Origin of the sequence: Pseudomonas alloputida (genome assembly GCF_021283545.2) — a bacterium.
Classification (GTDB): Bacteria; Pseudomonadota; Gammaproteobacteria; order Pseudomonadales; family Pseudomonadaceae; genus Aquipseudomonas; species Aquipseudomonas alloputida.
This window is the reverse complement of record NZ_CP128540.1, coordinates 3,423,461-3,436,666: the sequence shown is the minus strand read 5'-3', so window position 1 is coordinate 3,436,666 and position 13,206 is coordinate 3,423,461. Positions and strand designations below refer to the sequence as shown.

Here is a 13,206-nt window from a genome sequence, read left to right as displayed (position 1 = left end):
CTTGCAAGTTTCAATCGGTCTTTCTCCGCGGGTGGGAACAACTTGAGGGTTCAGCGAGCTACGTTGTCGCCAGAGAGCACCGCCATCACCGCTTCAGCTACGGCTTTGGGTGATTGAGGGTTTTGGCCGGTGACAAGCCTTCCATCCGTGATGGCAAATGACGTGAATGGCAGCCAGCCTTTGCGGTACCGAGCACCCTGACTCACCAACTTGTCCTCAAGGAAGAAGGGCACCTGGCTTTTCATGCCGGAGAACAGTTCTTCGCGATCAGAGAAGCCGGTGATGTTCTTGCCCTTGATGATCAACTGGCCCTTTTCATCCTTCAGATCCAGCAGGCCCGCTACGCCATGGCAGACGGCCGAGACGATGCCACCCTGGTTGTAGATGGTTTCGGCGACACGTCGCAGGTCGGGATTATTGGGGAAGTCCCACATCACGCCATGGCCCCCGGTGAAGTAGATGACGCCGAACTGGGACGGATCGATATCTGCGATCGGCAGCGTGTTCTGCAAGCGGGCGCGAAAGGCCGGGGACTGCAAATGCTCACGCGCGGCCTTGTCCATGTACAGCCAACCGAGACTGCGCTCGTCCAGTGGCACCGCACCGCCTTTGGGACTGGCAAAAACTGTGCTGTAGCCAGCCGCCTCCACCACATCGGTGAAATGCGTCAGCTCAGTTAGCCACAACCCCGTGGAATCGGTGCGTGAAGGATATCTGGCGTGATTGGTCATAATCACCAGAATCTGGCTATTCTTGGCAGTCGTTGTGGAAGCGGCGGTGCCAGCATTTGCAAATGTCATGAAAGCGCTACCTATCAGTACCAACGCATAAGAAACAAAGGTCTTGAGCATCATCCGAGCTCCATCACTCAAGCAGGTCAGTGCATGCTCACCTTAAACCTCGCTTTAAGGTCAATCCCCTTGCTGCAAATAATGTCCGATGCATCTGGCGCTGGGTTTGATTCGCGCTCGAGCTTTTCACCCGGTACGGCCAAGACTTCGATTGAACACCCCCACTCGGTTGTTGGGCGCCCATCGGGTGACGCACTTGCCAGGTGCCGGCGTGTTGAAAATCGACTGACCTTGAAAAAGGTATTGACCTTAAAGTCGACTTCAAACTTAAGGTGGCCGCATTTCCAGTTGAGGACTGCTCCATGAATGTGTTCGACACCCTGATGCTTCCCAACGGTTCGACCGTCAAGAACCGAATCGCCAAAGCCGCCATGGAAGAGAACATGGCGGATGCCCACCAGGCGCCTTCCGAAGCACTCATGCGTCTCTATCAAGCGTGGGCCGACGGTGGTGCCGGCCTGATTATCACTGGCAATGTGATGGTCGACGGCCGCGCCATGACCGGGCCGGGTGGCGTGGTATTACAGGACGATCAGCAACTGGACAAGTTCAAGCGCTGGGCGCGTATTGGTCGATCCGGCGGTGCGCAGTTCTGGTTGCAGATAAACCACCCAGGGCGGCAGATGCAGTCCAATCTTGGGCAAAAAACCTGGGCACCGTCAGCCGTGCCGCTGGAACTGGGCAAAATGTCCAAGCGTTTTGACACGCCTCACGCGATGACTCCCGGTGTGATCGAAGAGGTTATTCAGCGCTTTGCGAACACCGCACGCCTGGGCGAACAAGCCGGATTCACAGGTGTGGAGATCCACGCTGCCCACGGCTATTTGTTGAGCCAGTTCCTTTCGCCGCTGACCAACCACAGGAAGGACGAGTGGGGTGGCTCTCTGGAAAACCGGGCGCGCCTGTTGCTCGAAATCGTCAAGGCGGTCCGGGCCGTGGTTTCTGTGGATTTTGCAGTGGCGGTCAAACTCAACTCCGCCGATTTCCAGCGCGGAGGGTTCACCACCGAAGACGCGAAAAAGGTCGTTGAGTGGCTCAACGACCTGGGCGTAGACATGGTGGAGTTATCGGGAGGCAGCTACGAAGTCCCCGCCATGCAGGGTGACGCGCGCGATGGTCGCACCCTGGCTCGCGAAGCTTATTTCGTCGAGTTCGCCCGTGATCTCCAAACCGTCGCCAAAATGCCGATGATGGTCACTGGCGGTATACGTCGGCGCCCGGTGGCCGAAAGCGTCGTGCAGAGCGGTGTGGACATGGTGGGTATCGGAACGGCGTTAGCCATCGATCCGCACTTGCCTCGTGACTGGTTGCAGGGCAAGGACAACGCCCCTCAATTGCCACCGATCACCTGGAAAAACAAAGCCATCGCATCCTTGGCGAACATGGCAGTAGTGAAGTTTCAACTGCGCAAACTCAGCCGGGCTAAAAAGCCCGACCCGAGCGTTTCGCCGTTGCGCGCGCTGATCCAGCAACAGCTCTTCATGGCCTGTCGCGCTCGCCAGTATCGAAGATGGGTTGAAACGTCTGCGCATTACAACGGCCTGGAAGACGCAAGATGACGCTGGCCAGACCTGCGTTGCACCGGACTACGCCCTGGTTCATGAAGATGTCCTCGGCGAGTTCATCACCCAATGCCGCGACGCTGTTGCCCGTGCCTTGACCGCGTCGCCCATTGCCGTAGAATCGCGCGCCCGAAATTCAGTAGGCATGGCGAGAGGGAGCTTCAATGCAACGGGTGATGATCATTGGTCAGCCAGGGTCTGGGAAAAGTACCCTGGCGCGCAAGCTTGGCGAGCGCACAGGCTTGCCGGTCGTGCATATCGACACGATTCATTGGCAGCCAGGGTGGGTCGAGCGGAGCCGCGACGAGAAGACGCGTCTTTGTAATGAGATAGAGGCCCGTGAGCGCTGGATCTTCGAAGGCGGGCATTCGACCACATGGAACAACCGGCTGGCCCGCGCTGACATGTTGATATGGATTGATCGCTCGGCGCCGCTCCGATTCTGGCGCGTGCTCCTCAGAACAATGTCGAACCGCGGTCGATCCCGGCCTGACTTGCCGGAAAACTGCCCGGAACTGCTGGCCAACCTGCCGGAGTTTTTCAGGTTCATGTGGCGGACGAAAACCTCGTCTCGGGAGGCGATGAAGCGATTCGTGGCGACGGCCCCGTCGGACTGTCGCGTGGTCTGCCTGCGGACCAATCGGGATACCGATGTTTTTCTCGCGAGTATGGGCACGCAGCCGGATCAGGTCGTGCAAGGTCATTGACTGAATCGCCGGTGGTTGCGAAGACATAGGAGTTGAAAAGTCGGATTTCCAGCCCGCCAGAACTAAGGCACAAACTGCTTTGATGCGCTGGCAATGCGTTGGTACTTGCGCTGCTGCCGTTTAATGCTGCGGATATCCAGAAAAAATATCTCTGCGCTACGCCAAAGCAGCATCCACGCGGTGACAGTAACAACGCCCACCGGGATGGTGCCTTCAATGCCCAGCGCTGTGCCAGCCAGCACCAAGGCTAGCGCCAAGCCCAAGAGTGTCAGCGCCACCAGCCGTTGGGTGCGAATATCCCCTCCGAGTTGTTCCCGCTTTTGCGCGAAGGTATTTTTGATCGCTTGCTGCAGGCGTTCTCGCTCGTCTTCCGGGCAACGGATGTGCTGGCACAGTTCGGGGTGGTACCAGGCGCTATCTGACAGATAGTCCGCCAGTTCGGGGCTTAACTTGGGGTTTTCCGGCGAGGCAAACGGATTGAGGTAACCGTCGGTGATCGTCAGCTCGATTATTCTAGTCATAACGAACCTTTACCTGGTTGAGCTTTGAACGGAGATTTCAGTGTCCGAGGTAAAGCTAGTCGCAAGACAACTGCTCTGCCCGATCCGCAGTTGCGCGCGGTTGCAGAAGCGGATTTATCCGGGATCCGTGACTGATCTCTGTGCTTCACGAAGATGGGCTTGCGGCCATGGCGGATGGGCTGAATCACATCAGCTATCCAAGTCGAAACGGGATCATGCTTGGCTGGCTCACTGGAACAATCCGCGAACGACCTCCCTCAACCATCGATTTCCATTGTCCTGATGATAGCGGGCGTGCCAATGCTGTTTGACCGTGAATCCCTCCACTTCGAACGGGCAGTCATGGACCTGTAGCCCATGCATATCGGCCAGTGTCTGCCCGATATGCCGCGGCAAGGTGCCCAGTAGGTCGGTAGTCCCGATTATCTTCCCCAGCCCGAGAAACGCTGGCAGCTCGAGCATGATCCGCCGTTCGATCCCGGCCCGCGCCAATCCCGCTTCCAGCAGCTTCTGCCCGGTGCCGAAACTGATCTGCACATGCCCCTCGGCCCGATACCGCTCCAGGCTCATGCCATCGCCCAGGCGCGGATGCTGCGGGTTGCTCAGGCACACCCAGTCCTGCTCGAACAGCACCTGTTGATACATCCCCCCGCCCAACCAGGGCACGAAGCCGATGGCCAGGTCCGCTTCGCCCGATTCCAGCGCGCTCTCGGTATTGCCGTCGATCCGCGCCGCCTCCAGGCGGATGCCCGGCGCATGGCTGCGCAGATGGTTGAGGATGCTGGGCAGCAAGGTGATGTGGCTGGCATCGCTGACACACAGGCGAAAACGCCGCTGCGCTGTGGCGGCGATGAACTGCGGCTCCCAGGCGGTCAGCCGGCGCAGCGATTCCAGCACCTCGCGGCACGGCCCTATCAGCTGATCGGCGCGCGGGGTAGGGGCCATGCCGCCTGGCGTGCGCACGAACAGCGGGTCGTTCAATTGCTCGCGCAGGCGCGCCAGCCAGATGCTGATGGTCGGCTGGCTCTGCCCCAGCTGTTCGGCGGCGCGGGTCACGCTGCGGCATTGATACAGCACGTCGAACAGCTGCAGCAGCTTGGGTTCGGGCAGGGCCTCCAGGGTAGTCATTATTGAAATTCTCAATAGCTGTATTGAGGGCATTGTATAGCGCAAATAAACCCCGCTGCATAAGGTGATCGCAAATCACAGGAGGTCTGCGACGTGAAAATCTGCATTCTGGGCGCCGGTGCACTGGGTTGCGCCATCGGCGCGGCCTTGAGCGAGGCAGGGCATGAAACCTGGCTGCTGAACCGCGGCCGCGCGCATGTCGAGGCGATCAACCAGCATGGGCTGCGGGTGCAGGACGAACGGGGCGAGCGCCATGTACCGGTCAAGGCGGCCATCGAAGCCGTAGACGTTGGCGTGACCGATTTGGTGGTGGTGCTGGTGAAGTCGTTTCACACTGCCGAGGCCATCGCCGGTGCCCACGGGCTGATAGGCCCACAGACGCTGGTGCTGTCGCTGCAGAACGGGCTCGGCCACGAGGACATCCTGGCCGAAGTGGTGGGTCGCGAGCGGGTGCTGGCTGGCAAGACCTATGTCGGCGGCGTGCTCCTCGCGCCGGGCTCGATCCGCGCCGGTGTGGCCGGCAAACAGACTTTCATCGGCGAGCTCGACGGCCAGCTGACGCCCCGCGTGCAGGCCATCGCCGAAGCGTTCAACAATGCCGGGCTGGCCACCACGGTCAGCGACAACATCCTCGGCACCATGTGGGACAAGCTGCTGGTCAACGTCGCCACCGGTGCGTTGAGCGGCATCACCAGGCTCAGCTACGGCCAGCTGTACAGCGAGCCGCTGCTGGAAAGCACCGCCAAGGCCGCCGTGGCCGAGGCCATCGCCGTGGCCGAGCGCGCCGGCATCCGCTTGAGCCTGACCAGCCCCGAGGCTGCCTGGTCACTGGCCGCCGAAGGCCTGCCGGCGAGCTTCCGCACCTCGATGCTGCAGAGCCTGGAAAAAAACTCGATCACCGAAATCGACTTCATCAACGGCTCCGTCGTGCGCTGGGGCCAGCGCCATGGCGTGGCCACGCCGGTCAACGCGACCCTGGTGGCCTGCATCAAGGGTATCGAGCGCGCCATGGCCGATCACCAGAAGAGGGAAACCCCATGAGCCAGCCAAAAGCCTACCTCGAACACGTGGCGTTCTGGGTGCAGGACATTCAGTGGCATATCCGCTTTTTCAGCGAGGTGTGCGGCATGACCATGCGTGAAGTGCAGGGTGACGTCGAGCAACCGGCGCAGTACTGGACACTCGGCGGCCTGCAGTTCATTCACCAGCCGGACTTCGCTGGCCCTGAAGGGCGCCTGGCGCACCTGGGCATCATGTGCGAAGACCTGGAAGCGGCGCTGGCCGCCGCCCAACGCTTTGGCGTCAGTGAGATGCCCCAGGGCCGCAACTGGCTGCGCCTGCCTGATGGCCTGGCGGTGGAGTTCATCCAGGCGCTGCCAGCCAAATGCGTAGCCCAGGCACTGGCCATCGACCCGCGCGCGGAGGTGCAGGCATGAGCGTGATTGAAAAGTACTGGGACGATGCCCGCGAAGGCGATGAGTGCATCAGCCCGACCTACACCGTGACCCGCGAACGCATCCTGGCCTACGCCGACCTCACCGGCGACCACACCCCGGTGCATGTCGATGAGGCCTACGCCAACGCCAGCCACTTTGGCTGCCTGGTCGCCCACGGCCTGTTCGGGCTGTCGATCGCCGACGGCCTGAAGACCCAGTGCGAGTACCGCTTCCTGCCGGGCATGTCGCTGGGCTGGACCTGGGACTTCGTGCTGCCGATCAAGGTCAACGACGTGCTCCATGTGCGCATGCGGGTGGGTGCGATGCGCCCGAGCAACAGCCGACCTGGCTGGGGCATCGTGGTGCTGCCTTCGGAACTGATCAACCAGCACGGCGAAGTCGTGCAACGTGGCGAGCACCGGTTGATGGTGCCGCGCAGGGCATTAGCATGAGCCAGACATTGCCATTGGCGGGTATCCGCGTCGTTGACTACAGCCACTTCCTCGCCGGCCCCTATGTCGGCCGTTGCCTGGCGGCGCTCGGCGCAGAGGTGATCAAGGTCGAGCGGCCGGGTAGCGGCGACGCCGGCCGCCAGCATGCGTTCACCCTGGACGACCAGCAGAGCGGCTATTTCCTGCAGCTGAACATGGGCAAGCAGGGCGTCAGCGTCAACATGAAGGACCCGCGCGGCAAGGCGTTCATGCAGCGCCTGACCGATTCGGCCGACGTGTTCATCGAGAACTACCGCCCCGGCGCCCTGGACAAGCTGGGCCTGGGCTACGCCGAGCTGTCGGCGCGCAACCCGCGCCTGGTGTACTGCTCGATTTCCGCCTACGGCCATACCGGGCCGGACGCCCACCGCGCCGGCTTCGGTCTGATCGCCGAGGCCAAGAGCGGGATCATGCAGATGGTGGGCGTGCCGGGCGAGGCACCGCCGCTGCTGCGTATTTCCCTGGGCGACATGTACACCGGCATCCACGCGGTGGCGGCGATCAATGCCGCGCTGCTCGGCCGGGTGAGCAGTGGCCGTGGCCAGCACATCGACATGGCGCTGTACGACACCCTGGTGTCGATGCACGAATACGCGGTGCAGTGTTACACGCTGTCCGGTGGCACTGTGTTGCCCCAGCAGACCGGCCACGACATGCCCACCTCGACCCTGTACGGCGTGTTCCGCGCCACCGACGGCGACCTGGTGATCGCCGCCCAGGTCGACGATGCCTGGCAGCGCTTCGCGGCCATGCTCGAAGCCAACGGCGGCCCGCCCGGGTTCGGCAGCGACCGCCGCTACCACGGCCTCAACGGCCGCAACGCCCACCGCGAGGCGATCCTGGCGGTGGTCCGCGATTGGGTTGGCGCGCGTCGGGTGGCCGAGATCCTGGCGTTGCTCGATGGCATCGACATCCCCAGTGCCAAGGTTCAACGCATCGATGAAGTGCTGGCCGACCCGCAGATCCAGGCACGCAACATGGTCATCGAGCAGCAGCACCCACGCTACGGCACGCTGCGCCTGGCCAACCTGCCGTTCCGCTTTTCCGACTGCGATACCACGATTCACCAAGTAGCCCCGGACCTTGGCCAGCACAACGCCGAAGTGGCCGCCGGGCTTGGCTTCAGCCCTGAAGAAATCACTGCCTTGCAGGCGGATGGCGTGTTGTTTACCCACGGAGATGCACGATGAGCGACCGCTACGCAGTGATCGGCCGACCGATCAACCACACCAAGTCCCCGCTGATTCATGGCCTGTTCGCCCAGGCCAGCAACCAGCAGCTGGAATACGGGGCTATCGAAGGCTCGCTGGACGACTTCGAAGCCCAGGTACTGCAGTTTCGTAGCGAAGGCGGGAAGGGCATGAACATCACCGCCCCGTTCAAGCTGCGTGCCTTCGAGCTGGCCGACCGGCGCAGCGAGCGGGCGCAATTGGCACGGGCGGCCAATGCGCTGAAGTTCGAGGATGGCCGCATCGTCGCCGAAAACTTCGATGGCATCGGTTTGCTGCGGGACATCGAGGAGAACCTTGGCGAGCCGCTGCGCAACCGCCGTGTGCTGCTGCTGGGTGCTGGCGGCGCGGTGCGCGGGGCGTTGCTGCCGTTCCTGCAGGCGGGGCCTAGCGAGCTGGTGATCGCCAACCGGGACATGGCCAAGGCGCTGGCGCTGCGTAACGAGCTCGATCACTCGCGTCTGCGCATCAGCCGCTACGAAGCGCTGGAAGGGCAATCGTTCGACATCGTCGTCAACGCCACCTCGGCGAGCCTGACCGCGGACTTGCCGCCCCTGCCGGCTGATGTGCTGGGCGAGGCGGCCTTGGCCTACGAGCTGGCCTATGGCAAAGGCCTCACGCCTTTCCTGCGCCTGGCTCGCGAGCAGGGCCAGGCGCGCCTGGCCGATGGCGTCGGCATGCTGGTGGAGCAGGCCGCCGAGGCGTTTGCCTGGTGGCGCGGGGTGCGGCCCGACACACGTGCGGTGATCAATCAGCTGACGATTCCCTTGGAGTAGGTCGATGGTCGCCAATGTACTGATGCTGCATGGCATCAACCACAACATGTTCGGCAAGCGCGACCCGCGCCAGTACGGCACAGCGACCCTGGCCGACATCGACCAGGCGTTACAGGCCCTGGGCGAGGAGCTGGGGGCACAGGTCGAGAGCTTCCAGAGCAACTTCGAGGGCGCCATGTGCGAGCGCATCCATCAGGCCTATGAGGACCGGGTGGATGCCGTGCTGATCAATGCCGGTGCCTGGACCCATTACAGCTACGGCATTCGTGATGCGTTGGCCATTATCGAAGTGCCGGTGGTTGAAGTGCACATGTCCAACATTCATGCCAGGGAGCCATTCCGCCATCACTCGGTATTTGCCGAGGTGGTGCGCGGGCAGATCTGCGGGTTTGGTGTCGAAACCTACCTGCTGGCGCTGCGTGCGGCGATGAGCATGGTCTGAGCAGGGCGCAGGGGTCGGATCTCCGAGCGCGTCTACCCGCGAAGCAGGTGGCGCGGGGCATGCGGCGACGGCGCCTGAAGTGACCGTAGGTGTGGTGGATGTCGTGCTGCCTACCCATCCAGCATGGATGGAAAGCCAGTAGCGACTTCCGTGACTGCATAGTACGGTCCGCCTTCAACAAGCCACCCGGTTCGTTGCCTCCAACCCCACGGACCGGGGCTCTCATGACCTGGGAGGTCGAATGGACGTCGCTACAACGATCAGTCAACAAGAACTGGATAACGCCTTGGTCGCGTTTGCACACTACAAAATCGGAGAAATCAAGATCTTCGACCTGGAGCAGGCAATGAGCTTCGAAGCAGGCCAAGCCTTGTCCCAAAGCGGGCTGGTCCGGTTCTCAATTACCAAAATGGTGTCAGGACGTTATCGCATCAGCGATGAAGGAGAGAACGCCATCACAGAGGCAGGGCGGGATCGCCTTGAGGTGATCCGCGCCTGACCATAGGTCCAGCCTTGCGAAGGCCGCAGTCGCGTTCTGCGGCCCTGTCGTGTCATATCACTTTCACCGCGCGACCAATGAACTTCACCGGCCCTGTCGGCAGACCGGTCGGCGAGCCACCGGCTTTCTCCAGCGTCAGCTCGAACAGTTGATTGGCCTCCAGGGGTGGCAAACTTTCCAGCGGAACTCGATAGGGTTCGCCCGGTTTGACCAGGCCAAGCGAAACCGGGGCACGCCATTGCTCGCCCTTGGTCCAGAACTGCAGGGCCATGCCGTCGGGGACCTTGTCCTTACCCAGCGGCAGCAGTTCGATCATGTGGCTGTCGCTGGCCTGCACCACCCAGCCGGGGGCCTGGCTGTTCGGCGCCACCAGCACCACCAGATATTCCGTGGTAGAGGCGGGCGTGGTCAGCAAGGTAAACGCCAGCAGCAGGCTTGCCGCCAGCCCCGCGGCGCTGAGCCCTTGCCACAGGCCGAGGCGTTGCCACCAGCGAGCCTGCATGCGCGGTGCGGGTAGCTCGTCGAGGCTGCGCTGGATACGGCGCCACAGGCGGGGGCTAGGGGGCTGCGGGGTAGACAGCGCGGTCAGTTCCAGCAGCCGGGCCTCCCAGGCATCCACGGCGGCGCGAAGCGCGGGGTCGGTACGCAGGCGTTCGGCCGTTACGGCATATTGCTCCGGCGACAAGGTTCCCAGCACGTATTCCCCGGCGAGGCTGTCCAGTTCTTCGGCAGAATCGGGCTTCATTCCAGACACTCCCGTAGCGCTTTGAGGCTGCGTTTGATCCAGGCCTTGACGGTGCCCAGTGGCGCACCCAATAAACCGGCTATCTCGGCGTGGCTGCAGCCGTCCACGTAGGCGTGCAGGATGCAGCGTTGCGGTGCGGGCTGCAGTTGTTCCAGGCAACGGTAAATCTTTGCTGAGCCGGACCAGAGGTCAAGGTCATCAACCCTCCCGTGCAATGTTGATGCAGTTTCGGTGTCGGCATCGGTCAGTACAGTTTCACGGCGGGTATCGCGTATCGAATTCAGCGCCAGGTGGCGGGTAATGCTGTAGATCCAGCCTCGAGCCGAGCCGCGCGCCGGGTCGTAGCTGGCTGCGCGGGTCCAGATGCGGATGATCGCATCGTGGACGATGTCTTCTGCGGTGGCGTCGTCACGTGCGATACGCCGGGCAACGCCCAGCAGGCGCGCGCCTTCGTGATCGTAGAGCGCCTGCAGGGCCCGTCGGTCACCCTGTGCACAGGCTAACAGGCAGCGGTGGAAGTCGAAGGGGGCGGCCGGCGAGTTCAACGTGTGTGGCTTCCTTGTGTAAGGCAAGTACCCCGGCCATCCAGCCGGGGGGCTTGCCATCGAGCGTAGATCATCACTCGCAGGGCGTAGGGTCGGGTGCGTGTCACTTGGCTGTCCAGAACACATAGTCAGCCTGGTACTGGACGACCTGCCTGGCACCTTTGTTCTGCGCCGTGCAGTCGACTGACGGCGCCACACCGCCGCGGGTAGCCAGGCGCTGGATATAGCTGACCCCCTGCATGGCGCCTTTGCCTTCGGCCGGGTTGGCCTTGACCAGTTGATAGGGGATGGCGCCTTTGTCCGCCGGTGCCACTGCCAGCTGGGTGCCGGTGACCTTCGAGCCATCCTTGGCCTGCCAGGTAGCGGGTGGGCCAAAGTAGTCGCCCACCTGTTTACCGGTACGGTCATTGAGCACTGCCTTGGGGCCGACGAAAGTCCATTCGGTCTGACCGGGGGTGTTGGCCTTGTCGCGGCACTCGTAGGTGATCTCGCCGACGCCGACGGTTTCGAGCAGGACGCGATGGCCATCAGGGACTTTGACCGCTTCTGGCAGCGCGGTCTGGGCGTGGGCGGGCGGCAGCGCAAGGGCGAAGCTGCAGGCAAGCAGGCAGGTGGAGTATTTGAAGTTCATGGGCAGTGCTCCTGAAAGTCATTGGGCCGGGCAGTCAAAGGCCGCCCACTAGCAATACCCGCCAACGGGTGGACTGGATGCACGGAATGAAAAAAAATGCGTAGCGAGATGACCCTGCATGTGCTTGCCTACCATCTCGAACGAGCGATGAGACTCTTCGTCATCGCAGGACTGCTTTAACGCGCGCACCCCGACAACCCCACGAGGACACTGCAAATGAAGCGTTTGTTACTAGGCCTGTTGCTTGCCGCATCGGGCACTGCCCACGCCGGTATTCCGCTGTTGAACGCTACATGCCCCGGCAATATCGAGGTCCATGCCGATAAAGGTGGGCCTGTTTACATCAACGGCAAGGAAGCCACGCTGAAGAAATTCAATGACAACTATTTCGAGGCCAAAGGTGGCGGGGTAACGGTATCGTTGTCGATCAACCCGGACGGCTCGCCTGACGTCTCGTATACCGGTAAGAACAAAGCCAATGGCGTATGCCAGATCAAGGACTGACTGCGCGATTGCGCGGTTGGGCTGGCGCAGTGTCAGCGGGCTGCATCAGGGCGCTGGAACGGGAATTGCTGTGACCCCTGAGACATTGATCATGCGGAGTACGCAGAAATGACTCAGGATGACCGCTATTACATGATTTTCAGCGTGGTTGCTGTGCTGGTACTCGATCTGGCGGCGACTTATGTGTTTCTCAACGCCATCCCCTGACCCCGGTAATGGGTAGGCCTTACTCGTAATCGGGGGCAAGGCAGGGCGTGAGGGAAACGCCCCGAACCCTATATAGCAAACAAACCTGATGCCCTGTTGTAGTTGAGCAGTAACATGGGCAGGACAAAAACCAAAAAAGGGGCAGGCTGCTTGGCAACATTTCCCAGTTTTCGATGGGGCTGCAGGAGCGTGTCGCGTGAAAAACTCAAGATCGCTGGCAGGTGCAATACTGGTAATCGGGGCAGCCTCGTTGTTCGTCGCAGGCTGCGCACAAAACCCTGATGTGCGTGACAGCCACGATTATACCGCTGGCACTACCGTGAAAAGCCCACCCGCTTATCTGGGCTGCGTCAAAGGCGAGCTACAAGGGAATGTGAAAACCTATGAAGTCGAGGGTGATAACGCGGTCAGGCTTTTCGTCGAAAGCACTGACCCCGACAAGGCAGAGGGGCTTGTAGAGTTGCGGGGCACGGGAAGCGAGCGCCACTTCACGGCCTATCAACGTGATGCCTGGTACGACCATGGCAGGTTGCTGGATGCTGCACTGATGTGTTCAAAAGCGTAATCATCCAACCCCCACACCAATAGCCCGCCGTCGAGAGCGGGCTTTTTGTGTGCCCATCGCCTGCCCGGCAACGTTCAAAAAAGTTCTGGTGTCAAGTCCTTTGTGCAAATCACGCAGGACTTGAAACCGTATATGGGACAGTAGGTTAGCTCTTTTCTCGGCCACTTTGGCGCGGTGTGGCTTCGTGGGCTAGGAGCCACATAGGAGCGTTGGGAGAGAAAGCCACATCGCACTGTGTCGTGCTGGATTGCCGAGGGACGGCGGGCTTGTCTTGTCATCATAGCCCAGGCGGCTCTTGGCGGCATCCAGAATGAAGAACGCGCAGCCTTGGGCTGCGCGTTCGATGGATGTTGCTGGGCAGGCTTCG

Annotated in this window: 17 protein-coding genes; 11 read left to right on the top strand and 6 right to left on the bottom strand. The window is 61.6% G+C overall.

Going from position 1 to position 13,206, the window contains the following annotated elements:
- Window positions 1-50 precede the first annotated feature (50 nt).
- Window positions 51-854, bottom strand: coding sequence for a type 1 glutamine amidotransferase domain-containing protein (locus LU682_RS15765; RefSeq protein WP_049586134.1), 804 nt, complete (start codon window positions 852-854; stop codon window positions 51-53).
- 299 nt (window positions 855-1,153) lie between these two features.
- On the opposite strand from LU682_RS15765, the gene LU682_RS15760 reads away from it, so the two are divergent.
- Window positions 1,154-2,410, top strand: coding sequence for an NADH:flavin oxidoreductase/NADH oxidase family protein (locus LU682_RS15760; protein WP_010953894.1), 1,257 nt, complete (start codon window positions 1,154-1,156; stop codon window positions 2,408-2,410).
- A gap of 167 nt (window positions 2,411-2,577) precedes the next feature.
- Window positions 2,578-3,120: an AAA family ATPase gene (locus LU682_RS15755; RefSeq protein ID WP_010953895.1), complete on the top strand. Its 543-nt coding sequence runs from the start codon at window positions 2,578-2,580 to the stop codon at window positions 3,118-3,120.
- Between the two features lie 62 nt (window positions 3,121-3,182).
- Here the strand turns inward: LU682_RS15755 and LU682_RS15750 are convergent, their stop codons facing one another.
- Together LU682_RS15750 and LU682_RS15745 are read right to left on the bottom strand one after the other, a co-directional pair.
- Window positions 3,183-3,641, bottom strand: a complete 459-nt coding sequence (locus LU682_RS15750; protein WP_010953896.1) for a hypothetical protein — start codon at window positions 3,639-3,641, stop codon at window positions 3,183-3,185.
- Window positions 3,642-3,869: 228 nt separating this feature from the next.
- Window positions 3,870-4,769, bottom strand: a complete 900-nt coding sequence (locus tag LU682_RS15745; RefSeq protein ID WP_010953897.1) for a LysR family transcriptional regulator — start codon at window positions 4,767-4,769, stop codon at window positions 3,870-3,872.
- 93 nt (window positions 4,770-4,862) lie between these two features.
- Here LU682_RS15745 and LU682_RS15740 point away from each other — a divergent pair, with 93 nt between their 5' ends.
- From LU682_RS15740 to LU682_RS15710, 7 genes are all read left to right on the top strand, one after another.
- Complete coding sequence (locus LU682_RS15740) at window positions 4,863-5,810, top strand: ketopantoate reductase family protein (RefSeq protein ID WP_010953898.1); 948 nt, start codon at window positions 4,863-4,865, stop codon at window positions 5,808-5,810.
- Entirely contained in the window at window positions 5,807-6,205 is a 399-nt protein-coding gene (locus LU682_RS15735) for a VOC family protein (protein WP_010953899.1), read from the top strand. Before LU682_RS15740 ends, LU682_RS15735 begins: the two co-directional genes overlap by 4 nt.
- Entirely contained in the window at window positions 6,202-6,657 is a 456-nt protein-coding gene (locus LU682_RS15730; RefSeq protein ID WP_010953900.1) for a MaoC family dehydratase, read from the top strand. Before LU682_RS15735 ends, LU682_RS15730 begins: the two co-directional genes overlap by 4 nt.
- Window positions 6,654-7,886, top strand: a complete 1,233-nt coding sequence (locus tag LU682_RS15725) for a CaiB/BaiF CoA transferase family protein (protein WP_010953901.1) — start codon at window positions 6,654-6,656, stop codon at window positions 7,884-7,886. Before LU682_RS15730 ends, LU682_RS15725 begins: the two co-directional genes overlap by 4 nt.
- A complete protein-coding gene (gene aroE, locus LU682_RS15720; RefSeq protein ID WP_010953902.1) occupies window positions 7,883-8,701 on the top strand; it encodes a shikimate dehydrogenase in 819 nt (272 codons plus the stop codon). The genes LU682_RS15725 and aroE overlap by 4 nt, the downstream gene beginning before the upstream one ends.
- Window positions 8,702-8,705: 4 nt before the next feature.
- Window positions 8,706-9,143, top strand: coding sequence for a type II 3-dehydroquinate dehydratase (aroQ, locus tag LU682_RS15715; RefSeq protein ID WP_010953903.1), 438 nt, complete (start codon window positions 8,706-8,708; stop codon window positions 9,141-9,143).
- A 241-nt stretch (window positions 9,144-9,384) separates the two neighbouring features.
- Window positions 9,385-9,642, top strand: coding sequence for a hypothetical protein (locus LU682_RS15710; RefSeq protein ID WP_010953904.1), 258 nt, complete (start codon window positions 9,385-9,387; stop codon window positions 9,640-9,642).
- Between the two features lie 52 nt (window positions 9,643-9,694).
- Here the strand turns inward: LU682_RS15710 and LU682_RS15705 are convergent, their stop codons facing one another.
- The 3 genes from LU682_RS15705 to LU682_RS15695 all read right to left on the bottom strand — a co-directional run bounded on the left by LU682_RS15705 (window position 9,695) and on the right by LU682_RS15695 (window position 11,563).
- Entirely contained in the window at window positions 9,695-10,387 is a 693-nt protein-coding gene (locus tag LU682_RS15705; protein ID WP_049586130.1) for an anti-sigma factor, read from the bottom strand.
- Window positions 10,384-10,932 (bottom strand): sigma-70 family RNA polymerase sigma factor, encoded by a 549-nt coding sequence (locus LU682_RS15700; RefSeq protein ID WP_010953906.1) that lies wholly within the window; start codon window positions 10,930-10,932, stop codon window positions 10,384-10,386. Before LU682_RS15700 ends, LU682_RS15705 begins: the two co-directional genes overlap by 4 nt.
- A 103-nt stretch (window positions 10,933-11,035) precedes the next feature.
- Window positions 11,036-11,563, bottom strand: coding sequence for a DUF3455 domain-containing protein (locus LU682_RS15695; protein WP_010953907.1), 528 nt, complete (start codon window positions 11,561-11,563; stop codon window positions 11,036-11,038).
- Window positions 11,564-11,779: 216 nt separating this feature from the next.
- On the opposite strand from LU682_RS15695, the gene LU682_RS15690 reads away from it, so the two are divergent.
- A complete protein-coding gene (locus LU682_RS15690; protein ID WP_010953908.1) occupies window positions 11,780-12,067 on the top strand; it encodes a hypothetical protein in 288 nt (95 codons plus the stop codon).
- A gap of 403 nt (window positions 12,068-12,470) precedes the next feature.
- On the top strand, window positions 12,471-12,839 hold the full coding sequence (locus LU682_RS15685; RefSeq protein ID WP_010953909.1) for a hypothetical protein: 369 nt from the start codon (window positions 12,471-12,473) through the stop codon (window positions 12,837-12,839).
- The last annotated feature ends 367 nt before the right edge of the window (window positions 12,840-13,206 follow it).

What these genes read in the sequence shown, in the direction of transcription:
- LU682_RS15710 (WP_010953904.1), top strand. Translation starts at nt 9,385, where the DNA reads ATGGACGTCGCTACAACGATCAGTCAACAAGAACTGGATAACGCCTTG.
- LU682_RS15695 (WP_010953907.1), bottom strand. Translation starts at nt 11,563, where the DNA reads ATGAACTTCAAATACTCCACCTGCCTGCTTGCCTGCAGCTTCGCCCTT.
- LU682_RS15765 (WP_049586134.1), bottom strand. Translation starts at nt 854, where the DNA reads ATGATGCTCAAGACCTTTGTTTCTTATGCGTTGGTACTGATAGGTAGC.
- LU682_RS15725 (WP_010953901.1), top strand. Translation starts at nt 6,654, where the DNA reads ATGAGCCAGACATTGCCATTGGCGGGTATCCGCGTCGTTGACTACAGC.
- LU682_RS15745 (WP_010953897.1), bottom strand. Translation starts at nt 4,769, where the DNA reads ATGACTACCCTGGAGGCCCTGCCCGAACCCAAGCTGCTGCAGCTGTTC.
- LU682_RS15750 (WP_010953896.1), bottom strand. Translation starts at nt 3,641, where the DNA reads ATGACTAGAATAATCGAGCTGACGATCACCGACGGTTACCTCAATCCG.
- LU682_RS15760 (WP_010953894.1), top strand. Translation starts at nt 1,154, where the DNA reads ATGAATGTGTTCGACACCCTGATGCTTCCCAACGGTTCGACCGTCAAG.
- LU682_RS15755 (WP_010953895.1), top strand. Translation starts at nt 2,578, where the DNA reads ATGCAACGGGTGATGATCATTGGTCAGCCAGGGTCTGGGAAAAGTACC.
- LU682_RS15730 (WP_010953900.1), top strand. Translation starts at nt 6,202, where the DNA reads ATGAGCGTGATTGAAAAGTACTGGGACGATGCCCGCGAAGGCGATGAG.
- aroE (WP_010953902.1), top strand. Translation starts at nt 7,883, where the DNA reads ATGAGCGACCGCTACGCAGTGATCGGCCGACCGATCAACCACACCAAG.
- LU682_RS15690 (WP_010953908.1), top strand. Translation starts at nt 11,780, where the DNA reads ATGAAGCGTTTGTTACTAGGCCTGTTGCTTGCCGCATCGGGCACTGCC.
- LU682_RS15705 (WP_049586130.1), bottom strand. Translation starts at nt 10,387, where the DNA reads ATGAAGCCCGATTCTGCCGAAGAACTGGACAGCCTCGCCGGGGAATAC.
- LU682_RS15735 (WP_010953899.1), top strand. Translation starts at nt 5,807, where the DNA reads ATGAGCCAGCCAAAAGCCTACCTCGAACACGTGGCGTTCTGGGTGCAG.
- aroQ (WP_010953903.1), top strand. Translation starts at nt 8,706, where the DNA reads ATGGTCGCCAATGTACTGATGCTGCATGGCATCAACCACAACATGTTC.